Origin of the sequence: Salinicola sp. RZ23, assembly GCF_003206675.1 — a bacterium.
GTDB lineage: Bacteria > Pseudomonadota > Gammaproteobacteria > Pseudomonadales > Halomonadaceae > Salinicola > Salinicola endophyticus.
In genome coordinates this window covers 151,894-173,953 of sequence record NZ_PZJK01000014.1, presented here as the reverse complement: position 1 = coordinate 173,953, position 22,060 = coordinate 151,894, and the positions used below count along the sequence as shown (strand labels likewise).

Sequence of the window (22,060 nt, the reverse complement as noted above, 5' to 3'; positions counted from 1 at the left end):
GGCGCTACCCGGCACCCGGGCAGCCCTGAAGCGGTGGGACGCTCAGGCGACCACCGACTCCCCGGAAGCGGCCATGATCTGCTCCTTGGAGACATCGGCGCCGAACTCGGCAGCGATGTGTCCGCGACTCATCACCACGATGCGGTGGGCGATGCTCAAGCACTCCCCGACCTCGGAGGTGGAGAAGATCACCGCCAGGCCCTGGCGGGCCGCGCCCTCGGCCAGCAGCTTGAACACCTCGGCCTTGGCCCCGATATCGATGCCGCGGCTGGGCTCGTCGAGCAGCACCACCCGCGGATGGGTCGCCAGCATCTTGCCGATCACCACCTTCTGCTGGTTGCCGCCGGAGAGCGAACCGATGTCGGCGCGGGGGCCGTCGGTCTTGATGTGCACGCTGGCGATCGACTCGTCGATGACCCCGCGCTCGCGGCTGCCGGAGGTCAGAAGCCCCTTGGTGAAGGCCTTGATACTCGCCAGCGACAGGTTTTCGCCCACCGACATGGTCTGCACCAGGCCATCGCGCTGACGATCCTCGGGCACCAGCACCAGGCCGTTGTCGATGCGCTCGGCAATGCTCAGGCGGGAGATGTCGCTCCCCTCCAGCAGCACCCGCCCGCCGGTCAGCGGTACGCGCCCGGCGATGCACTCCAGAAGCTCGGTGCGCCCGGCTCCCATCAACCCGTAAATGCAGACGATCTCGCCGGCACGCACCGCGAGCGAGAGACGGTCGACCACCGAGCGCTCGGGCACGTTGACGTCGGCCACGCTGACCGCCTCGATCGCCAGCGCCACCTCGCCGATGGTGTGCCCGGTGGGCGGCGAACCGAGGTCGAAGTTGTCGCCCACCATGTTGCGCACGATCCACTCGAGATCGATGTCGGCACGCTTGGCGTAGGCGGTCATCACGCCGTCGCGCAGCACCACGGCGTGATCGGTGATGGTCAGCGCCTCTTCCAGGTGGTGGGAGATGTAGACGATCGACACCCCGCGACTCTTGAGATCGCGAATGACCCGGAACAGCACCTCGACCTCGGAGGCGGAGAGTGCCGAGGTCGGCTCGTCCATGATCAGAATCCGCGAATTGACCGACAGCGCGCGGGCGATCTCGACGATCTGCTGCTGACCAAGACGCAGATCCTCCACCGGCGTCAGCGGATCGATCGGCTCGTCCAGCGCCTCCATCAGCGCCCGCGTCTGGCGCGCCTCCTCGGCGAAGTCGATCCCCGTCGGGCCCTTGATCTCGCGCCCCATGAAGATGTTGTCGCGCACGCTCAGATTGGGCGCCAGGCTCAGCTCCTGGTGAATGATCGAGATGCCCAGCCGGGTGGCGTCAGTGGTCGAGGCGAAGCGCACCGGCTCGCCGTCGAGCACGATCTCGCCGGAGGTGGGCTGGATCACCCCGGAGAGCACCTTCATCAGGGTCGACTTGCCCGCCCCGTTCTCGCCGAACAGGGTAGTCACCTGGCCGCGGAAGACATCGAAGTTGACCGTCTTCAGCGCCTGAACGCTGCCGAAGGACTTGGCCACGTTGCGCGCCGAGAGCACCACTTCGTCGTCGCGCCGGGCGTCATCGGTCTCGGCGCCAGAGGTCGGCGCGGGGGCGTTGACGTGACTCATTCGACGTCCATCCTCACCGGCGTCACCAGCCAGTTCTTGGGATTGATCAACTTGAACACGCCGGTCACCGTCACCGTCCTGCCGCTCAGGTCGGCGGTATCGATGTCCGCCAGCACGGCTTCTTTCATGGCGTCGTTGATCGAGGCGCCGGCATTCTGGTACTCGATCTGGTTGGTGAACTCGCCGAAGCTGATCTCGCCGGTGGCGTCGCGCAGGTCGGTGCCGTTGATCGCCGGGCCGGTCTGCAAACGGATCGTGATCGCCTCCGGCACCCCCTCGGCCGCCACCGTGTAGATACCGGAACGCGCCTCGCCTACCACCCCGGTAAAGGTCACCGGTACCACCGGGCCGAAGCCGTCGCCGACGCCATACTTCTGCCCCGCGGCGCTGGCGTCCTCGAGCACCGCGGTGGCAAGCTCAGCGGCCGGCACCGCGCGCTGCTCCACGCTCTTCTGGATCGCCGGGAAGTGCTCGCTGCCGTAGGTAGCGGCGGAGAAGCCGCCGGCCAGCTCGGATTCGTGGCCGATCTCGACCACCGTGGTATCCCACGCCATGGCAGCGATGACCGCCACCACCACAGCCCCCAGAATCACCCGCCTGCGTGTCTTGCCGGGCCTGCGCGGCCGGGCTGCAACGGTTGTACTCATGACCAGAGCCCTCCTGTCAGGCGCTGTTCGCCGCCGCCCGCCGATCCGACGGGCGGCCATTCACGTTCAGGGGATCAGCACGATCTTCAGCGACTTGGCCCCGCTCTTCATCAGCTCGAAGCCCTCTTCGTACTTCTCCAGCGGCAGCTTGTGGGTGACCACGCCTTCGGTGGGGAAATCACCGTTGCGGATGCCCTCGATAACCAGCGGATAGCAGTAAGGGCCCAGGTGGGAGCCGAGCACGTCGAGCTCCTTGCGGTCGGAGATGATGCTCCAGTCCACACTGACCGGGTCCTTGAACACGCTGAACTCGACGAGGCGCCCCAGCTTGCGGATCATCGACAACCCCTGCTCCACCGACTTGGGATGGCCGGTCGCCTCGATATAGACATCGCAGCCGTAGCCGCCGGTCATCTCCTTGATGATCGAGACCACGTCATCGCGCTTGGGGTTGAGGGTGAGGTCGGCACCGAACTGCTTGGCCAATTCCAGACGCTCGTCGAACAGATCGAGCACCACCAGCTTCTCGGCACCGGCCTTCTTGGCCGCCCCGACCATACCCAGGCCCAGGGTGCCGGCGCCGGAGAGCACCACCACATCGCCCAGCTCGATCCGAGCACGCTGCACCGCATGCAGCGAGCAGGCGTAGGGCTCGATCAGGATCGCCTGCTCCAGCGGCAGCTCTTCGGGCACGTGATAGTTGATCGCCTCCTTGGTGAACTTCATGTACTCGGCCATGCCGCCGTTGACATTGTTCTGGAAGCCGTAGAGATCGTGCTTCTCGCACATCCAGTACTGGCCGCGGTTGCAGAAGCGGCAGTTCCAGCACGGCACGATCTGCTCCGAGATCACCCGGTCGCCGGGCTGATAGCCCTCGACCTGGGCGCCGACCTTGACCACCCGCCCGATGAACTCGTGCCCCGGAATCATCGGCGCCTTGATGTAAGCGGGCTGGGTCTCGTCGCCCCAGAAGCTGGGCGCGCCGTCATAGGACTTGATGTCGCCGGCACAGATGCCACACCCCTCGACCTTGACCAGAATCTCCTTGTCGTCGATCTCGGGTACCGGCACCTCTTCATAGCGGTAGTCACCAGGGGCGTAAGCCACCACGGCTTTCATGGTCTTGGGGATGGCGTCGCTGGCGTCGTGCTGCGCGGCTGTGGCGGTAGCGTCGGACATGATCGTCTCCGGTGCTTAAACACATGATCAACATTCGGTCATATGTTTTTAGCGCAATCGACGAAACCGCATCAACGACAGAGGCTGCTTCAGCGCATAAGACTTTAGCCAAACGCCAACCAAGCCATTGTTATTGAAGGATTTAAAAACCACTTATTCCATCGACCGAGACCAAAGTTGCAACGCGAGTTTGTCGATCGATCCTGAGCAAGAACGGCATTTCAGGCCGCGCAAAATGATCCTCAACAGATCATATGTTCAATAACGCTTTCAAAAGCGCGCCACACCAAGCCCCAAACCAGCGATACCGACACGAATACCCAGAGCGAGCTGCGGCCACAGGGAGACAACCACAACGACAGCGCCCGCGACTCCTGTAGAGCCGCGGGCGCGGGATCCTTGCGGATATCGAAGTGGAGAGGTGCCTGCTTCGAGGTCAGCGCCGCTCTCGCTCGTAGGCCTCGATACGGTCGATCTTGGGCTGCGAGCGGCCACCCGGCTCGTACTCGCTGGAGAGGAAGGTCGTGGCGATCACCTTGGCCAGCTCGACCCCGACCACCCGCGCCCCCAGAGTCACGATCTGGGCATCGTTGCTCTTGCGCGCCCGCTCGGCAGAGTAGGTGTCATGGGCCTGGGCCGCGCGAATGCCTGGCACCTTGTTGGCCGAGATCGCCACACCGATCCCGGTGCCGCACATCAGCACACCGCGGTCGAAGCGCCCCTCGGCGATCGCCTGGGCGATCTCGAAGGCGACGTCCGGATAGAGGACCGGCTTGCCATCGTGGGTGCCGAAATCCTCGACCTCGTGACCGAGCGCACGCACATGCTCTACCATCGCCTGCTTCATCTCATAGGCGGCTTCGTCACATCCCACCGCCACTCGCCACTGCTCTGCCATCGCTCACCTCCGGTTGCCGTCTCTGACGTCGGTTGTCGACGGCGACATCATAGACCGAGCTAGCTCATATGAACAAACACCATTCATATGATCGAAAATAGGCCCTCTGGAAGCATCAAAGACGCCCAACATCTGCGCAAAATCAGTCCATTAGGCGCGAGAAATATGCCTTAAAAAGGCCGTCAAGCCGCAAAAAAACGCCACCAAAGTCGCATATCCGCCGCTTCTGTCACCGCTATGATGAGGCTGAAACTGCGCACCAAACCATATGCTCACACACAGAACAAAATATCACCCTTGATCCCGCGGTCATTTCGGCCCAGCCAGCCGCACCGTTATCCAGTCATCCAATTCGGGAGCGTCGGTCATGACACGCCTCTACAACGATCCAGTGAACTTCGTCGACGAAGCCGCCGCGGGCTTCGTCGCCGCACACGCCCAGCGGGTCTGTCAGGTACCCGGCGGGGTCATCCGCAGCACGCGTAGCGAGCCGGGCACCGTCGCCGTCGTCATCGGCGGCGGCTCCGGGCACTACCCGGCGTTCGCCGGGCTGGTGGGTCAGGGGCTGGCCCATGGGGCGGTGATGGGCAATCTGTTCGCCTCACCCTCGGCACAGCAGGTCTACAACGTGTGCAAGGCAGCCAACAACGGCGGCGGAGTGCTGCTGAGCTTCGGCAACTACGCCGGCGACGTGCTGCACTTCGGCCAGGCCCGGGAGCGCCTGATCCGCGAGGGCATCCCCTGCGAGATCGTCGCGGTGATCGACGACATCTCCAGCGCCGACCGCGAGGAGCTGCACAAGCGCCGCGGCATCGCCGGCGACCTGACCGTGTTCAAGGTGGCCGCGGCGGCGGCCGAGGCCGGCTACTCGCTGGAAGAGGTGGTCCGCCTCTCGCGCGCTGCCAATCTGCGCACCCGCTCCATGGGCGTGGCGTTCGATGGCTGCACCCTGCCCGGAGCCGACGATGCCCTGTTCCACGTGCCCGCGGGCAAGATGGCGGTGGGCCTGGGCATCCACGGCGAGCCGGGTATCAGCGAACAGGACGTTCCCAGCGCCGACGCCCTGGCGGAGCTGCTGGTCTCGCATCTGCTCGAGGAGGTGCCGGACGGCATCGAGACAGTGCGCGGCGCCCGCGCCTCGGTGCTGCTCAACGGGCTCGGTGCGATCAAGTACGAAGAGCTGTTCGTGGTCTATCGCCGGGTCCATGCCCTGCTGCTGGAAGCGGGCATCGAGATCGTCGAGCCCGAGGTGGGGGAGCTGGTCACCAGCCTCGACATGGCCGGCGCCTCGCTGACCCTGTTCTGGCTCGATGACGAGCTCGAACGGCTGTGGCGCGCCCCCGCCGATACCCCGGCCTATCGCAAGGGCAGCCTCAATCCGGCGCCGCCGATCGATACCGCGGCGCTCGACATTCCCGATGCCGACGAGATTCCCGCCGCCAGCCAGGCCTCCAGGGCCGCGGCGCGCTGTGTCGAGCAGGCACTGCGCGCCACCCGCGAGGTGATCGATGCCAATGTCGACAAGCTGGGCAAGCTGGATGCCATCGCCGGTGACGGTGACCACGGTATCGGCATGCAGCGCGGCGCAGTGGCCGCCGCCGAGGCAGCCGAACAGGCGCTGGCCCGCGGCGCCGGGGCCGGCACTCTGCTGCGCCAGGCCGCCGAGGCGTGGTCGGACCGCGCCGGCGGCACCTCCGGTGCGATCTGGGGCGTCATGCTCGACGCCCTGAGCCTGACTCTGGGCGACGACGCCGCGCCGCAGGCCGAGCACTATGCCCGCGGGGTAGCCAAGGCCAAGCAGGACGTGATGGAATTCGGCAAGGCCAAGCTCGGCGACAAGACGCTGGTCGATGCGCTGGTGCCGTTCAGCGACGCCTTGAGCCAGCGGGTCGCCGCCGGTGATGACCTGGCCAACGCCTGGGGCGCCGCCACCCAGGCCGCCCAGGCCGCCGCCGAAGACACCCAGACACTGAAGCCCAAGCTCGGCCGCGCCCGCCCGCTGGCGGAGAAGAGCCTGGGCACCCCCGACCCGGGCGCCATTTCCCTGGCGATGATCCTCGATGCAGTGCATCGGGTCATCGCCACCGCCGACTGAGAACGCACCATGAGCGCACCGACGATCACCCTGGGCATCAGTTTCAAGATGTACTTCGGCTACGCCCAGACCCTCGCCTGGTGCCGACGGATCGCGGCCTGCCTGCCGCGCTACCCGGCCGTCGCCGACGGCCGGGTAACGCTATTCGTGCTGCCCAGCTTCCCGGCCATCGCGCCGGTGCTGGAGATCTTCGCCGACACCCCTGTCAGCGTCGGCGGGCAAAACCTGTATCCGGCGCCAAACGGTGCTTATACTGGCGAAGTGAGCGGGGCCATGCTGGCCGAGATGGGCTGTCGCCATGTCGAAATCGGCCACGCCGAGCGCCAGCGCCTGTTCGGCGAGGATGCCGCGAGCATCGCCGCCAAGATGCAGGTGGCGCTCGACCACACGCTGACGCCGGTGCTGTGCGTCGGCGAGGCCGAACGCGGTACACCGCAGGCCGCGGTCGAAGCGTGCCGCGAGCAGATCATGCAGGCGCTCGACCAGGCCACGCCGGCACAGCGCCGCCAGCCGCTGGTGATCGCCTACGAGCCGCACTGGGCGATCGGTGCCGCCGAACCGGCATCGCTTTCGCACATCGCGGCGGTCTGCCAGGGTCTGCGTGAGCAGCTCGACACTCACCCGGCAGCCAGCGTGATCTACGGTGGCAGTGCCGGCCCGGACCTGCTGACGCGGCTCGCCGGACGGGTCGACGGCCTCTTCCTGGGGCGCTTCGCCCACGACCCGGCCGCCTTCGAGGCCGTCGTCGGCGAAGCCTGCTCGCTGGTGGCGGCCCGCTGAATTCATCGCGCCACCATCCATTTACGATCTAGGGGATTCGATAGCCAATGCCATCTCGCCGTCAGCTAGCCAACGCCATCCGCGCGCTCTCCATGGACGCCGTGCAGCAGGCCAATTCCGGCCACCCCGGCATGCCGATGGGCATGGCCGACATCGCCGAAGTGCTGTGGAACGATCACCTGAAGCACAACCCCGCGAATCCCGACTGGGCCGACCGTGACCGCTTCATTCTCTCCAACGGCCACGGCTCCATGCTCCACTATTCGCTGCTCCACCTGACCGGCTACGACCTGCCGCTGGAAGAGCTCAAGCATTTCCGCCAGCTCGGCTCGAAGACCCCGGGCCACCCGGAGCACGGCCTCACCCCCGGCATCGAGACCACCACCGGGCCGCTGGGTCAGGGCCTGGCCAACGGGGTCGGCATGGCGATCGCCGAACGCACCCTGGCAGCACAGTTCAACCGTGACGACCATGAGATCGTCAATCACCGGGTGTGGGTGTTCGCCGGCGACGGCTGTCTGATGGAAGGCATCAGCCATGAGGCGTGCTCGCTGGCGGGCACCCTGGGTCTGGGCAACCTGACCGTGTTCTACGACGACAACGGCATCTCCATCGATGGCGAAGTCAAGGGCTGGTTCACCGACGACACCGCCCAGCGCTTCGAAGCCTACGACTGGCACGTGGTGCGTGACATCGACGGCCACGACGCCGAGCAGATCAACCGCGCCATCGAAGAGGCCAAGTCGGTCAGCGACAAGCCGACCCTGATCATCTGCAAGACCGTGATCGGCTTCGGTTCGCCCAACAAGGCGGGCAAGGAAGAGAGCCACGGCGCCGCCCTGGGCGAAGACGAAGTCGCGGCTGCCCGCAAGCAGCTCGGCTGGGAGTCGCCGGCGTTCGAGATTCCGCAGGAGTACTACCAGGCCTGGGATGCGCGGGAACGCGGCGCCAAGCTGGAAGCCGACTACGACGCCAGGCTGGCGGCCTACGAAAAGGCCCATCCGGCACTGGCCAAGGAACTCAAGCGTCGCTACAGCGGTACGCTGCCCGAGGGCTTCGACGGTGATGCCCTGGTCAAGCGGGCCCAGGAGAAGTCCGAGAAACTCGCCTCACGCAAGGCCTCGCTGGCCGTCCTCAATGAGCTCGGACCGGACCTGCCGGAGCTGTTCGGCGGCAGCGCCGATCTCGCCCCCTCCAACCTGACCCTGTGGAAAGGCGCCAAGGCGATCAGCAAGGACGACTTCGACGGCGGCTATCTGCACTACGGCGTGCGCGAGTTCGGCATGGGCGCGATCGCCAACGGCATCGCCACCCACGGCGGCTTCATCCCCTACGACGCCACCTTCCTGGTGTTCATGGAGTACATGCACAACGCCGTGCGCATGTCGGCGCTGTCGCACACCCGGGTCATCCACGTCTTCACCCACGACTCCATCGGTGTCGGCGAGGACGGCCCCACCCACCAGCCGATCGAGCAGCTCGCCGACCTGCGCAACCTGCCGGGGCTGGCCACCTGGCGCCCGTGCGACGCCACCGAGACGGCGGCGGCCTGGGTCGAGGGGCTCAAGCGTGAGAAGGGTCCCACCGCGCTGATCTTCTCGCGTCAGGACCTGGCGGCGCAGTCGCGGGACGACGCGCAGCTCAAGCAGATTCGTCGCGGCGGCTACGTGCTCAAGGAGGCCGAGGGCGGCAAGCCGGAGCTGATCCTGATCGCTACCGGCTCCGAAGTCGGCCTGGCGATGGACGCCGCTGCCGAACTCGAAGGCAAGGGCAAGCGCGTGCGCGTGGTGTCGATGCCCTGCACCACCGAGTTCGACGCCCAGGACGCCGCCTACCGCGAGTCGGTGCTGCCGGGCGAGGTGCGCAAGCGTCTGGCGATCGAAGCCGCCATCCCCTCCACCTGGTACAAGTATGTGGGCCTCGACGGCGACGTCATCGGCATGACCACCTACGGTGAATCGGGCAAGGGCGGTGATCTGTTCAAGCACTTCGGTTTCACGGTCGACAACGTCGTCGCCCGCGCCGAGAAGCTGCTCGCCAACGCCTGATCCCTCCGGTTCTCCCGTGCGGGGCGTCACCTCGTCCAGAGCGGGAAACGCCAGCGCAAACGCCCGGCCAAGGCCGGGCGTTTGCGTATGTGGCCGCTGTCCCGCCCCGTTCTCGTCTTGCTTTCCCTCATCGCTTTAGATCATCCTGAAATGGCTGTCGTGTGTGTCGATCAGTCCACTGGCCTTAGCGTCGGGACCGGCAGAGACCCCGACACCCATACCAACAACAACACTCAGCGTGGCAAACGTCATGGCCCTGCCAGGCGCCACCCTAGCGAGAGCAACTGCATGACTTTCCAATATGGACTCGACGACTTTCGTCACGTCGTCACCGGCGCCGCGCTGATGGCCAGCGGGGGCGGCGGCAGTTACCACGACGCGATGCGGGTACTGGAACAACTCGAGGCGAGCGGCTGGTCCGGCAGCGTGGAGATCAAGGATTACGACGGCGCCACCGACGCCTGCGTGCTGGCCATGATGGGATCGCCAGACGCCGCCGAAGATCTCTCCCTGGCGGCGATACAGCGGGCGATGAACAACACCGTAGACGCCTTCCGGACCCTCTGCGGTACGACACCGACATGTGTGATTCCCGTCGAAATCGGGCCGATCAACTCACTCGTGCCACTGATCGCCGCCCTCGGCGACACCCCGGTCAAGTGGGTCGTCAATGGCGACGGCAGTGGACGCGCGGTGCCGGAACTGCCGCAAACCCTCTATAGCGGAGCCGCGACTCTCACCGCCAGCCCCTGCGTCCTGGCCGATAACGCTCAGCGTGGCGAGGACGCACGCTCGGTGCGCCTGCAAGCCGCCACGGCCGCCGACGTCGAATCCCTGGCGGGCAGTGTGGTCGCTGCGTTCGGCAGCTATGCCGGCATCATGCTGTGGCCATCCACCGCGGCCAATGGCTTCGCGCTCACGGATCACTATCTGTCCGGTACGTTGGAGCAGGTCCGAGCGCTGGGGGCGTATATGGAGGATGCCGACAGCCCGCACACCACCGAACATATCGTCGCCAAGCTCGAATCGCTCACTGGCCGAATCGCGACGAGTGCGCTCACCAACGGCTATATCACCGAGGTCACGCAGTCGACGAACGGCGCCTCCCTCGATGTCGGCATCATTCGCCTGGATGACACCCCCGATCCGCGCGACAGCACCTCCACGCACTACCTCTACAACATGAATGAAAACCTGATCCTGTACGCTGCCCAGGATGGCGCCCCCGTGATCATCGCGCCGGACTCGATCTGCTACTACTCGGAAGCCACCGGCCGCGGCTTCTCCAATGCCTTCGACGATCTGGCGCCTTATCATGACCGGCAGACCGGCAAGAGCACCGGTGTGCCGGTCAGCGTCATCAGTATTCGCGCCGCCTCGGCCTTTCGCGACGCCACCGGTGTTTGCGACTCCTTCGCCGGCCTGCTGCGACGCATCGGTTATGCCGGCGGCCCCCTCAAAGGCCCTGCATGAGTGATTTTCCTGTGGATGAACAGGACCTCTACAAGAAGCGTCTGCAATTGACCCTCGAAGCCAGCGGGCTCGATCTGTGGGAAAACAACCTCTCCACGGGAGAGGTGGTCTTCGGGCTGACCAAGATCTTTGCCGATCTCGGCTATGACAAAGAGGAAGAGGCCGACGAAATCGGCGATATCTTTGCCCTCATGCATCCCGATGACGTTGCCTCGGTCGAACAGGCCATCGATGAGCACATCAAGGGTCGCACCGAGCGCTACTACAGCGAGTTCCGCATCCTTGCCAAGGATGGTCAGTGGGTGTGGTATGCCAACTACGGCAAGCTGATCGACGACGCGGTCTTTGGTGATCGCTTCATCGGTGTCAGCTTCAGTCTCGCCGACAAGAAGCGCCACGAGGAGGAGCTGCTGGCGCTGAATACCCGGCTGACCGAGCAGAATGCCCAACTCGAGCGCATGAACCTCGAGCTCCACGCCCTGGCTACCCGCGACTCGCTGACCGGCGTCTACAACCGACGCCACCTGATGGAGATCGGCGAGCGCGAATGCCAACGTTCGCGGCGCTTCGAGCACCCGCTGACGCTGCTGCTCATCGATATCGACTTCTTCAAGCAGGTCAACGATACCTGGGGCCATGTCACCGGCGACCTGGTGATACGCGCCGTCGCCGATTGCTGCGCGCAACAGGTACGCGAGGCCATCGATACGGTGGGTCGGATCGGCGGCGAGGAGTTCGCCATCGTGCTGCTCGAGACCTCGCTGGAGGCAGGACTGACGATCGCCGAGCGGATACGCCAGTGCATTGCCGACATGACCGTCGCGACCTATGACGGCGAGGGCGAGGCCTCGGTCACCCTGAGCATCGGCGTCGCCCAGCTCGCCCCCACCTGCCGCTCCTTTCACGATCTGATGGTGCTCGCCGATCGCGCCCTCTATCGCGCCAAGCACGAAGGACGCAACCGGATCCAAGGGCACGACGTCTCCACCTCGGTCTCGTAGTGGGTGACGATCTCGCGCCAGCCGGCAGGTGACGTGGCGCAGGCGACTGCGCTGCGGATCAGCCCTCGCCGTCGTCGACCCGGGTCGCCTCGTCCAGACGCAGGATGGTGTGGGCATTGGTGACGCTGGTGGCGAGGGTGTCGATCACCCCGGTGCGCAGCGCGCCGAGAATACCCGCCGCCTTGGTGTTCTCGGCGGCGATGGCGATGACATCGGGGATCCGCGCCAGATCGGTGATGGTCAGGCCGATCACGCGGCCCTGCATCGGCGTCATCGACGGGCGCCCGTAGATGTCGATGAAGTCGTAGCCCATCATGTCGCCGACGGTGCCGGAGAGGCGCGCTTCGGCGGTCTCCTGAGGCGAGAACCAGCCCATGCGCACCATGTTGCTGTTCTCGCTCAGATCGCCGATGCCGATCAGGGCGAAATCGGCACGCCGCGCGCGATCGAGGGTCTGGCGGATGGTGGGGTTGTCGTACATGGCGTCGCGCAGCTCGAGATTCTGCACCAGCGCCGGCGCGTAGAGGGTTTCGCTGTCGCCACCGAACTTCATCGCCAGGCGCCGGCAGATATGGTCCGGGTTCATGTACTCGCCGGCCCGCACCGAGCCGCCGATGGCGCAGACGAAGGAGCAGTTGCGCTGCCCCTGTTCGAAGGCGTTGTCCGCCACCGCGCCGACGTTGCGCCCCATGCCCACGGCGACGATGGCGCCCTCGCTCAGGCTGCGCGAGAGGTGGTCGGCGACCAGGCTGGCGACATTGCCGCGCTGCACCTCGGGGTCGGCGTGGTCGAGGGCGACCAGCGCGCGCTGGATGCCGAAGCGGCGAATCAGCGCCTGCTCGATCTCAGCACTCACCGCCGGATGCTGGCGCACGCGCACGTCGACGATTCCCTCGCCCTGGGCTCGCTTGAGCAGCCGCCCGGCCTTGACCCGCGAGATGCCCAGGCGGTTGGCGATCGCTTCCTGGGTCTCCCCCTCGATGTAGTAGAGGGTCGCGATCTCGGTCATCAGCGCGATCTCGGCGGTGTCGTTACGCTCGCTCATGCGGTCTCGGTCCGGGTGGCGTGTCAGGGAGTCGGGGCGGGCGGCGGTCGAGTCCACGGCGCGCGCCCAAAGATGCCGCCACACGATACCACAGCGCGCCCCGGCGACGGCCTTCCGCGCCCGCGGTGAAGGGCGTAGACTATGGGCGAATGTCGGCGGGTACGCCCGCCGGCATCGGTTCTCAGGGCGGGGTGGAAGTCCCCACCGGCGGTGATGGCAGCGCGCTTGCGGGCTGCCCAAGCCCGCGAGCGCCGGGCAGCGAGCCACGCTGGTTGCCCGGGTCAGCAGATTCGGTGCGATTCCGAAGCCGACGGTCACAGTCCGGATGAAAGAGAACGGTGTCACTTGCCCATGTCGATTCGGTCCACCGACCGCCCCCGGCTGACACGCCGAGTGCTACGGTGCCTGCCGTCTTTCGCGTACGCCAAGCGCGCCGCAGCCCTGATTCTGGTTACCTCGACCATCACAGGAAACGACCATGAATCAGTCCACCTCCCCGCAGCTCTCCGCGCAGACGCGCGCCCAGCGCATTGCCTTCATCCGTGCCGAGTGGCATGACGATATCGTCGGCAACTGCCATTCCGCCTTCGTCGAGCGCCTCCATGAGCGCGGCTTCGATACCGCCCAGCTGGAGACCTTCAGCGTACCCGGCGTGTTCGAGATCCCGCTGCAGGCCAAGCTGCTGGCCAAGAGCGGCCGCTATGCCGCGATCGTCGCCTCGGGCTTCGTCGTCGACGGCGGCATCTATCGTCACGATTTCGTCTCCACCGCGGTCATCGACGCCATGATGGCGCTGCAGATGGAGCAGGAGATTCCGGTGATCTCCGCGGTGCTGACCCCGCACCACTTCCACGAGCACGAGGCGCACACCGCCTTCTTCCGCGAGCACTTCCTGAGCAAGGGCGCGGAGGCCGCCGAGGCGTGCCTGGCGACGCTGGAGAATCTCAATCAGGTGCGCAAGCTGAGCGTCGACTGACCACTCGCTACGCGCTGGCGTCACAGAGCCTGGCGCCATGACAGCTCAAAGCCCACGCCATCGGCGTGGGCTTTGTCGTCATGTGGCGCGTCGTCGAGACGAGACGCAGCGGCTAGTTCGAACCGCTGGCTCGCCCCGCTCTCTCGACCTGCTTACTCGACCTGCTTACTCGACCAGGCTGCTCGCCTCGCGGCGCCGGTTGCGCACCCGCAGATAGATCGCAAAGGCCACCGAGACCGCGATCAGTACCCACAGGAAGACGGCGATCGGGCTCTTGGTGAAGAAGATCGTCAGGTTGCCGTAGGACTCGATGCTCTTGACGAAGTAGACCTCCGCCGACTTGCCGAGGATGAAGCCGATGATCAGCGGCACCACTTCCAGGCCGATTTTCTGCGCCACATAGCCGAACACGCCGAAGATCAGCAGCGTCCAGACGTCGAACATGATGCCGTAGTTGATGGCATAGGCACCGACCACGCACATCATCACGATCAGCGGGTAGAGGATGTACTTGGGCACCTCGATCACCTTGGCGATATGGCGGATGGCAAAGTACATGATGCCGAACATCAGGACGTTGGCCGCCACCAGGGCGATGATCATCAGATACCAGGTGTCCATGTTGTTGCCGATGAACAGCGGGCCGACCTGGATGCCCTGCAGGGTGAAGGCGCCGATCAGGATCGCGGTGGTCGAGTCCCCGGGAATGCCCAGCGACAGCAGGGGCACCAGCGCGCCGCCGGTGAGCGCGTTGTTGGATGACTCCGAGGCGACGATGCCCTGGGTCGCGCCCTTGCCCATCTGCGACGAGTCGCGGGAGAAGTTCTTCTCCTGACTGTAGGCGAGCACCGAGGCGGCGCTGCCACCGACCCCGGGGAGCATGCCGACGAAGGTGCCGATCCCGGAAGAGCGGATCAGGTTGACCAGTTGCCCCTTGAAGATCGAGAACGAGAAGCGCGCACCGCCCTGGAGCTTGATCCGGCCCTGCCCGGGGGCATCGGCGAAGCCGTTCTCGGCGTCCAGCAGGATGGTGCTCAGCCCGAAGATACCGATCAACACCGGCAGCAGCGAGAAGCCATCGATCAGATAGTACTGCATGAAGTCGAACATCAACCGCGGCTCACCGTTACCGCCCTCGGTGATCGAGTAGGTGCCGATCAGGCTCAGCCAGACACCGAGCACCCCGCTGAAGATACCCATCAGCATGTTCGAGCAGAGCGAAGCGATCACCGTCAGCGCCAGCAGGATGATCAGGAACTTCTCCACATAGGAGAACTTGATCGCGAAGTCCGCCAGTACCGGGGCGAAGAAGAACAGTACCGCGGCGCTGAACAGCCCGCCGAAGATCGACGCCACGATCCCGGTCTTGAGCGCACGCTCGCCCTCGCCGCGCTGGGCCATGGGGTAACCGTCGAAGGTGGTGGTGATCGATGACGGCGTGCCGGGAATGTTGAGCAGCACCGCCGGCACCATCCCCCCAGAGATGCCGCCGACGTAGAGCCCCAAGAGCAGCGCGATACCGTTGACCAGGCCGAAGGCATAGGTCAGCGGCAGGCACACCGCCACCGCCATGGTCGCGGTCATGCCGGGAATGGCGCCGAAGATGATGCCGATCAGCGTCCCGGCGGCGATCAGCGTGAAGAACATCGGTGTGAGGTGGGACAGAATGTCCATGGGTCGGATCTCCGGGTCAGGGCAGCGTGATGCGGAACAGCTGCGCCAGCACGTACCAGGCGATGGCCGGAGCGATCAGCGCATTGAGGGTGATGATCAGCAGGATCCGGCGGGAGAGGCGCTCGGCGTAGAGCAGCGAGAGCGAGAACACGAACAGCACCGACATGATCAGAAAGCTGTAGCCGGTATTGGGGAAGACGTCGCTCAGCCCCCCCATGAGATAGAAGTAGAGCGTCACCAGCACCAGGGTGCCGAAGAAGCGCTTGCGGTCGAAACTGCCTTCGCGCCCCCCCACCACGCGCCCGGCATGTCGCAGCGCAGGCACGATGCGGCGATAGCGGGTCACCAGGATCATCACCAGCAGGATGCCCAGCAGCGTGGTCACGATACGCGGAAAGAAGAGATGGGATTGGCTGAAGTCGATGGTGACATCGAACAGCGATAGCCAGTGGCTGTCCATGAGGAGTGGCTCCTGTGCCGGGTCATGCGCCGGCGGCGTCTAGCGTGGGATCGACAAGGGATCGAAGGCGCCGGCCGGGCATGGCCGACGCCAGGGAGCGAGCCTAGGGTTTGCACGAAAAGTCGACGAGCGTCGGCCGTTTTCGCGTGAAGCCTAACCCTTCAGGTCGTCGATGATGGTGCGATACTCCTCGTTCTTCTTCTCGAGATAGGTCGCCGCCTGCGCGGATGGCTTGAAGTCGGGAATGAAGAACGAGCGCTTCTGCTGCTTCTGGATCTCGCCCTGGTCATAGATGTCGGCCAGCGCATTGTCGATGCACTTGACCGCGGCCGGGTCCATGTCCTTGTTGTAGAGGAAGAAGAACTCCTTATCGAAGGTGAAGTCCTGGCCCTCGCCCATCGGTACCTCGACGTTGGGCGTTACATACTGCAGCAGCTGCTCGCGGGTGGTATCACCCATGCCCGCCGCTTCGGTCTGGGCGACAGTGTCATGGCGGGCGGTAATCCAGACGAAGCGCATCGCCTTCTGATCATCCGCCGGCAGCTGGGTGTACTGCTCGTTGGCCTGCACCGAGCCGTTGATCACATCGGCGGCACCATCGAACAGCAGCTGGTTCTTGTCCGCCTGGGAGCCGGTATTCACCGCGACGATATTTCCCTCCTTGCCCGGATACTTCATGCGCACCGCGTTCTTGAGCGCCGAGAAGCCGATTTCGGAGACGCCACCGGGCTGGATCGCGACTCGGATCTGCTTGCCGTTGCCGGCCGCGGCCATGATGTCGTCGAGGGTCTGGTAGGGCGAATCCTTGGGCACCAGATAGGCGTTGCCCGGGTTGATGGCGATGGTCGGCCCGATGAGGTACTTGGTGAAGATATCGGGATAGCCGTTGACTCCGTAGAGATGCCCCAGATAGGCGCCATCGTGGAAGATCATGATGGTGTTGCCGTGACGGCTGCGCTCGAGCGCCTGAAAGGCCGGCATCACGCCGACGGCATCGACCTTGGCGTTGATGTCGAGCTTCTTGGCCAACTGGTCGACCACGATACTCGAGTTCTGATAGGTGTCGCCCCCGGTCGAGGTCGAGCCGATCACCACCCGCAGATTGCCCGGTAACGGGCAGTCATCGGCGGCTTGGGCCGAGGTCGTCAGGCCGATGGCGGCGCTGGCCAGCAGCGCCAGGCAAGCTTTGCTCCAGATCGGTTTCATGCTGCGTCTCCCCTTTCCCCGGCCGGCTCTCGCGTCGAAACGCCAGGCAGGGCGTCTCGCCAGCGGCGGGATATGAAAATGATAGCGTTATCATTCAACGCGACAGCCAAGGTAAAAGAGGTAGGCTTTGTCATACAATTCAACTTAGGTCGGCAGACCAAAGTCGATGAACCGTGCAGATGTCCGGCGCCAGAACGTCAAAAGCCCGGCCTGTCGGCCGGGCTCCTACTGCTGACAGCGCCGTGAAGGCGCCCTGTCGGATCAGGCGATGCTGACGTCCTTCGACAAATAGACGTCCTGAACGGCGTTGAGCAGCTCGATACCCTCCTTGAGCGGCTTCTGGAACGCCTTGCGCCCGGAGATCAACCCCATGCCGCCGGCGCGCTTGTTGATGACCGCGGTGCGCACCGCTTCGCCCAGGTCCGACTGCCCCTTGGAGCCACCGCCGGAGTTGATCAGCCCGGCGCGCCCCATGAAGGCGTTGGCGACCTGGTAGCGCGCCAGGTCGATCGGGTGATCGCTGGTCAGCTCGCTGTAGACCTTCTCGTGGGTATGGCCGAAGCCGATCGCCTTGTAGCCGCCATTGTTCTCGGGCAGCTTCTGCTTGACGATATCCGCCTTGATCGTCGCCGCCAGGTGCACCGCCTGGCTGGTGAGGTCGGAAGCGACGTGGTAGTCGACACCATCCTTCTTGAACGCGGGGTTGCGCAGGTAGGACCACAGCACGGTGACCATGCCCAGCTCGTGGGCACGCTCGAAGGCTTCGCTGATCTCCTGGATCTGGCGGCGGCACTCCGGCGAGCCGAAGTAGACGGTCGCGCCGACCGCGATGCAGCCCATGTCGTGGGCCTGCTCGACCTGAGCGAACAGGGTCTGGTCGTACATCGCCGGCAGGGTCAGGCTCTCGTTATGGTTGAGCTTGAGCATCAGCGGTATCTTGTGCGCGTAGCGCCGCGCCACCGAGGAGAGCACGCCCAGGGTCGAGCAGGCGCAGTTGCAGCCGCCCTGCAGCGCCAGCTCGAGGATGTTCTTGGGATCGAAGTAGGCCGGGTTGGGCGCGAAGGAGGCGCCGGCGGAGTGCTCGATGCCCTGGTCCACCGGGAGGATGCTGACGTAGCCGGTACCGCCGAGGCGGCCATGGTTGAACAGCGTCTGCAGGTTGCGCATGACGTGCGGGCTGCGGTCGCTGTCGGCGAAGACGCGATCGACGAAGTCCGGGCCGGGCAGGTACAGATCCTCTTTCTTGAACCCGCTACAGGTGTAGCTCAGCAGGCTGTCGGCCTCGTCGCCCAGCAGCTTGGCAATATCGGTCATGGTGCGTTTCCTCTGTCCTCAGATGGTACGTCGGGGAGTCTCGACGGGTACGGCTTCCCTGCCGCTGCCCGGGGCAACGGCTCGCAAGACGGTGATGGCGACGCCGGACCGCCGGGTTCCTCGCCCCGCCGGAGGCGTCCACCGCGCGCTCGACGGCTGCCCCCTCTCCGTCACGACGCCTCGAGCGCGGTCGAACGGGCCCAGAATAAGCGACAACGCGGCTCAGTTCACGCCTTGCGCACGACTTGTCTCGGCTGTCGCCATTCGCTGACGCCGCGCGGGCCTTGGCAACGACGGCCCCATAGCGTGTCACGAGCGGCGCGACGACGAGGGCTGAAAATCGTCATCGGAAAGTGGGATCACGACGCGATCTGCTACGCTAGCGGCTTTTACCAGCGGCTGTTCCGCCTTTTCGGAGATGCACCATGTCCGTGCTGCGGGGTTTTCTGTGGCTCCTCGCCTTTTTCCTGCTGGGCCAGACTATCGCCCTGTGGCTGCCCATCGCCCTGCCCGCGGGGGTGATCGGCATGCTGCTGCTGACGCTGTGGTTCTGCCAGCGCGGCGGCATGAACACCGATGTGGTCGCCATCAGCCAGCCGCTGATCGCCATGCTCGCGCTGCTGATCATGCCCGGTGTGGTCGAGATCTTCTTCGTCGCCGGGCGCTTCGCCGATCAGGCCGGTGCCATTCTCAGCGCACTGCTGCTGGGTACCCTCGCCAGCGTCGCCTCCAGCCTGTGGCTGATGCGCCGCTGCCTGCCGCCGGAGACCCCGCATGAGTGAGCTGGGCATGTCACTGGCGGCACTGCCGCAGGCGTGGTTCGCCACACCGATCGGCGCCATCGCGTTGACCCTGGCCGCCTACTTTCTCGGTGTGCACCTGTTCAAGCTGCTGCGCCACCCCAGCTGGTGCCCGCCGGTGATCATCGCCGCGCTGCTGATCGCCGCGGTGATCGCGCTGCTGCCGATCGGCATCGACGACTACAACCGCGGCGCCGCCTGGCTGATGCTGCTGCTCGGGCCGGCCACGGTGGCGCTGGCGGTACCGCTCTACCAGCAGCTGGGGCAGATCCGTGCGCTGTGGAAGCCGATCGTGCTGACACTGCCGCTGTCGGCCACGCTGGCCTCCTGCTACGCGGTGCTGATCGCCTGGCTGCTGGGCGCCCCGCGGGAGGTGCTCGCCTCGCTGGCGCCGAAATCGGTGACCTCGCCGATCGCACTGAGCCTGACCCAGGAGCTGGGCGGCTCCACGGCGCTGCTGATGGGGGCTCTGATGACCACCGGGATCACCGCGATCTTCGGCGTCGAGTGGCTGAGCCGCTGGATGCGCATCCGCGATCAGCGCCTGATCGGTCTCGCCCTGGGCATCAACGGCCACGCCCTGGGCACGGTGCGCGCCTTCGAGATCAGCCACCAGGCCGGCGCCTTCGCCTCCCTGGGCATGAGTCTGACCGGCGCCTTCACCGCCATCGTGCTGCCGCTGGTGTGGCATCTCTGGGCGTGAGCCGATGCCTACGCTGACATAGCGGCGACCCGGATAGGAAAGACGACGTCGAGATGACAGACGATGCCGGGGTGAGAGGCTACGCTTGGGTGACACCCACGGCATGGAAGCCCGGCGATGACACTTTCGAGCGATAGCGGTCAGGGGCGCCCGACCCTGGTCCTGATGCACTTCTTCGGCAGCTCCCACCGCGAATGGCGCGAGGTGATCCGCCACCTCGACCCGGCGGCGCGCGTCGCCGCCCTGGACATGCCGGGCTTCGGCGACGCCCGCGACCGCCCCGGCTACGACGTTGCCGCCATGACCCGCCATGTGATCGCCGAGGTGGAGGCCGCGGGGCTCGACGAGGTGGTGCTGGTCGGTCACTCCTTCTCCGGGCGCATCGCAATGACCGTCGCCGCCGAGCGCCCGGCCTGGCTGCGCGCGCTGGTGCTGATCGCCCCGTCGCCGCCCGGCCCCCAGGCGATCAGCGCCGAAGAGCATCGCTTCCAGCTCGACTTCGACTTCAGCGAGGCCCAGGCGCGGGCCTTCATCGACGGCGCCAGCGCGGTGACGCTCGATCCGGCGCTCTACCAGCGCGCGGTGGAGGACGCGATCAACGCGACCCCGGCGGCGTGGCGCGCCTGGCCCGAGCACACCTACGCCGAGGACTGGCGCGAGCGCGTCGGCGTGCTCGACCTGCCCGCCTGGGTGCTGGTGGGGGATCGCGACCCCTCGCTGCCCCCGGCGGTGCAGCGCGAGTCGGTGATGCCGCACCTGAGCGCCGGCGAACTGGAGATCTTCCCCGGCTATGGCCATCTACTGCCGATGGAGATGCCCGCGGCTCTGGCCGCGCGCCTCGATGCCATCGCGGCCAGCTGCCGTTGAGGCCGGGAGCCGGGTTCGGCCCCTGCGGCGGCGCAGTGAATGCGCTAACATGCCTGCCTTCGTGAATCTCTCGAACGGGCCCCGGCATGACGTATCGCATTGCCATCAACGGCTACGGGCGGATCGGCCAGAGCGTGCTGCGCGCCCTGGTGGAACGCCCCGAGCTGCCGTTCCAGGTGGTCGCCATCAACGAGCTCTCCGAGCTGGAAACGCTCGCCTATCTGACCCGCTACGACACCACCCACGGCCGCTTCCCCGGGCACGTCGAGACGCGCGGCGGCGCGCTGGTGGTCAACGGCCAGGCCATCGCCATCCGCCGCGCCGCTGACCCCGAAGCGCTGGATTGGGGCGACCTGGGGGTGGATCTGGTGCTCGAGTGCTCCGGCAGCTTCAAGGATCGTGCCACCGCCGAACGCCACCTGCAGGCCGGCGCCGCGCGGCTGCTGTTCTCGCAGCCCGCCGAGGCGGACGTCGACGCCACCGTGGTCTTCGGCGTCAACCAGTCGACGCTGACGGCGGCTATGCGCGTGGTCTCCGCCGCCTCCTGTACCACCAACTGCCTGGTGCCGATCCTGCACGTGCTCGACCGCCACTTCGGAGTCGAGCACGGCGTCACCACCACCATCCACTCGGCGATGAACGACCAGCCGGTGATCGACGCCTACCACAACAGCGATTTGCGCCTGACGCGCTCGGCGATGCAGTCGATCGTGCCGGTGGATTCCGGCCTCGCCCGCGGCATCGGCCGTCTGATGCCGCACCTGGCGGAGCGCTTTGAGTGCCTCCACGTGCGCGTGCCGACGATCAACGTCTCGGCCATGGACATGGCGATCTCGCTCGCCCGGGAGACCGACGCCGCAGCGGTCAACGCCTGCCTGCGAGATGCCAGCCTCGGCTGCTATCAGGGCCTGCTCGGCTACACTGACGAGCCCATGGCCTCGGTCGACTTCAACCACGACCCGCGCTCGGGTATCGTGGACGCTACCCAGACCCGCGTCGCCGGTGGCCGCCTGCTCAAGGCGCTGTGCTGGTTCGACAACGAGTGGGGCTTCGCCAATCGCATGCTCGACGTCGCCCACCACTGGCTAGAGTGTCCATCCGCCGCTACCGCCTCTCCCCGCTAGGTTCTGTACGAAAAGTCGACGAGCGAAGGCAAGACAAGGCAAAAAGTGGCGAAAGAGCGGAGTTTATGGGCATAAATGAGCATCTTGAGCCAATTTTTAACGCGGTATTGCCGAGCGTAGGCCGTTTTCGTACAAAACCTAAGGAAGGAACGC

19 protein-coding genes and 1 riboswitch are annotated in these 22,060 nt (G+C 65.7%); of the genes, 10 read left to right on the top strand and 9 right to left on the bottom strand.

The annotated features are described in order from the left end of the window. Positions 1-42: 42 nt before the first annotated feature. From DOM67_RS14740 to rpiB, 4 genes are all read right to left on the bottom strand, one after another. Positions 43-1,617: a sugar ABC transporter ATP-binding protein gene (locus tag DOM67_RS14740; protein WP_110677254.1), complete on the bottom strand. Its 1,575-nt coding sequence runs from the start codon at positions 1,615-1,617 to the stop codon at positions 43-45. Beyond that, on the bottom strand, positions 1,614-2,264 hold the full coding sequence (locus DOM67_RS14735; protein ID WP_110677252.1) for a DUF2291 domain-containing protein: 651 nt from the start codon (positions 2,262-2,264) through the stop codon (positions 1,614-1,616). The genes DOM67_RS14740 and DOM67_RS14735 overlap by 4 nt, the downstream gene beginning before the upstream one ends. A 66-nt stretch (positions 2,265-2,330) precedes the next feature. Further along, on the bottom strand, positions 2,331-3,443 hold the full coding sequence (locus tag DOM67_RS14730; RefSeq protein WP_110677250.1) for an alcohol dehydrogenase catalytic domain-containing protein: 1,113 nt from the start codon (positions 3,441-3,443) through the stop codon (positions 2,331-2,333). A 436-nt stretch (positions 3,444-3,879) separates the two neighbouring features. Further along, entirely contained in the window at positions 3,880-4,341 is a 462-nt protein-coding gene (gene rpiB, locus DOM67_RS14725; RefSeq protein ID WP_110677247.1) for a ribose 5-phosphate isomerase B, read from the bottom strand. 367 nt (positions 4,342-4,708) lie between these two features. Here rpiB and DOM67_RS14720 point away from each other — a divergent pair, with 367 nt between their 5' ends. From DOM67_RS14720 to DOM67_RS14700, 5 genes are all read left to right on the top strand, one after another. Further along, entirely contained in the window at positions 4,709-6,436 is a 1,728-nt protein-coding gene (locus DOM67_RS14720; protein ID WP_110677245.1) for a dihydroxyacetone kinase family protein, read from the top strand. Between the two features lie 9 nt (positions 6,437-6,445). Then, positions 6,446-7,216, top strand: coding sequence for a triose-phosphate isomerase family protein (locus tag DOM67_RS14715; RefSeq protein WP_110677243.1), 771 nt, complete (start codon positions 6,446-6,448; stop codon positions 7,214-7,216). Between the two features lie 47 nt (positions 7,217-7,263). Beyond that, positions 7,264-9,264, top strand: a complete 2,001-nt coding sequence (gene tkt, locus DOM67_RS14710; protein ID WP_110677241.1) for a transketolase — start codon at positions 7,264-7,266, stop codon at positions 9,262-9,264. An 87-nt stretch (positions 9,265-9,351) separates the two neighbouring features. Beyond that, a complete protein-coding gene (locus DOM67_RS14705; protein WP_198651831.1) occupies positions 9,352-10,737 on the top strand; it encodes a DUF917 family protein in 1,386 nt (461 codons plus the stop codon). Continuing rightward, on the top strand, positions 10,734-11,738 hold the full coding sequence (locus tag DOM67_RS14700; RefSeq protein ID WP_110677237.1) for a sensor domain-containing diguanylate cyclase: 1,005 nt from the start codon (positions 10,734-10,736) through the stop codon (positions 11,736-11,738). Before DOM67_RS14705 ends, DOM67_RS14700 begins: the two co-directional genes overlap by 4 nt. Positions 11,739-11,796: 58 nt before the next feature. Here DOM67_RS14700 and DOM67_RS14695 read toward each other — a convergent pair whose 3' ends face one another. Further along, positions 11,797-12,783: a sugar-binding transcriptional regulator gene (locus DOM67_RS14695; RefSeq protein ID WP_110677234.1), complete on the bottom strand. Its 987-nt coding sequence runs from the start codon at positions 12,781-12,783 to the stop codon at positions 11,797-11,799. A gap of 173 nt (positions 12,784-12,956) precedes the next feature. After that, positions 12,957-13,124: riboswitch (FMN riboswitch) on the top strand. A 137-nt stretch (positions 13,125-13,261) separates the two neighbouring features. Here DOM67_RS14695 and DOM67_RS14690 point away from each other — a divergent pair. Further along, the gene (locus DOM67_RS14690) at positions 13,262-13,759 is read left to right on the top strand and encodes a 6,7-dimethyl-8-ribityllumazine synthase (RefSeq protein WP_110677232.1); all 498 of its coding nucleotides are present in this window, start codon (positions 13,262-13,264) and stop codon (positions 13,757-13,759) included. A 165-nt stretch (positions 13,760-13,924) separates the two neighbouring features. Here DOM67_RS14690 and DOM67_RS14685 read toward each other — a convergent pair whose 3' ends face one another. The 4 genes from DOM67_RS14685 to DOM67_RS14670 all read right to left on the bottom strand — a co-directional run bounded on the left by DOM67_RS14685 (position 13,925) and on the right by DOM67_RS14670 (position 18,413). Then, positions 13,925-15,433, bottom strand: coding sequence for a tripartite tricarboxylate transporter permease (locus tag DOM67_RS14685; protein ID WP_110677230.1), 1,509 nt, complete (start codon positions 15,431-15,433; stop codon positions 13,925-13,927). 16 nt (positions 15,434-15,449) lie between these two features. Further along, a complete protein-coding gene (locus DOM67_RS14680) occupies positions 15,450-15,893 on the bottom strand; it encodes a tripartite tricarboxylate transporter TctB family protein (RefSeq protein ID WP_110677228.1) in 444 nt (147 codons plus the stop codon). Positions 15,894-16,046: 153 nt separating this feature from the next. Continuing rightward, positions 16,047-17,099, bottom strand: coding sequence for an ABC transporter substrate-binding protein (locus DOM67_RS14675; protein ID WP_110677226.1), 1,053 nt, complete (start codon positions 17,097-17,099; stop codon positions 16,047-16,049). Between the two features lie 261 nt (positions 17,100-17,360). Next, positions 17,361-18,413, bottom strand: a complete 1,053-nt coding sequence (locus tag DOM67_RS14670) for a class I fructose-bisphosphate aldolase (RefSeq protein ID WP_110677224.1) — start codon at positions 18,411-18,413, stop codon at positions 17,361-17,363. 425 nt (positions 18,414-18,838) lie between these two features. Here DOM67_RS14670 and DOM67_RS14665 point away from each other — a divergent pair, with 425 nt between their 5' ends. The 4 genes from DOM67_RS14665 to DOM67_RS14650 all read left to right on the top strand — a co-directional run bounded on the left by DOM67_RS14665 (position 18,839) and on the right by DOM67_RS14650 (position 21,907). After that, on the top strand, positions 18,839-19,195 hold the full coding sequence (locus DOM67_RS14665) for a CidA/LrgA family protein (RefSeq protein WP_110677221.1): 357 nt from the start codon (positions 18,839-18,841) through the stop codon (positions 19,193-19,195). Further along, the gene (locus tag DOM67_RS14660) at positions 19,188-19,916 is read left to right on the top strand and encodes an LrgB family protein (protein WP_110677218.1); all 729 of its coding nucleotides are present in this window, start codon (positions 19,188-19,190) and stop codon (positions 19,914-19,916) included. The genes DOM67_RS14665 and DOM67_RS14660 overlap by 8 nt, the downstream gene beginning before the upstream one ends. A 117-nt stretch (positions 19,917-20,033) precedes the next feature. Beyond that, positions 20,034-20,783, top strand: a complete 750-nt coding sequence (locus DOM67_RS14655) for an alpha/beta hydrolase (RefSeq protein ID WP_110677217.1) — start codon at positions 20,034-20,036, stop codon at positions 20,781-20,783. Positions 20,784-20,869: 86 nt separating this feature from the next. Beyond that, positions 20,870-21,907 carry a glyceraldehyde 3-phosphate dehydrogenase NAD-binding domain-containing protein gene (locus tag DOM67_RS14650; RefSeq protein WP_110677215.1) on the top strand — a complete coding sequence of 346 codons (1,038 nt, stop codon included), beginning with the start codon at positions 20,870-20,872 and terminating at the stop codon, positions 21,905-21,907. The last annotated feature ends 153 nt before the right edge of the window (positions 21,908-22,060 follow it).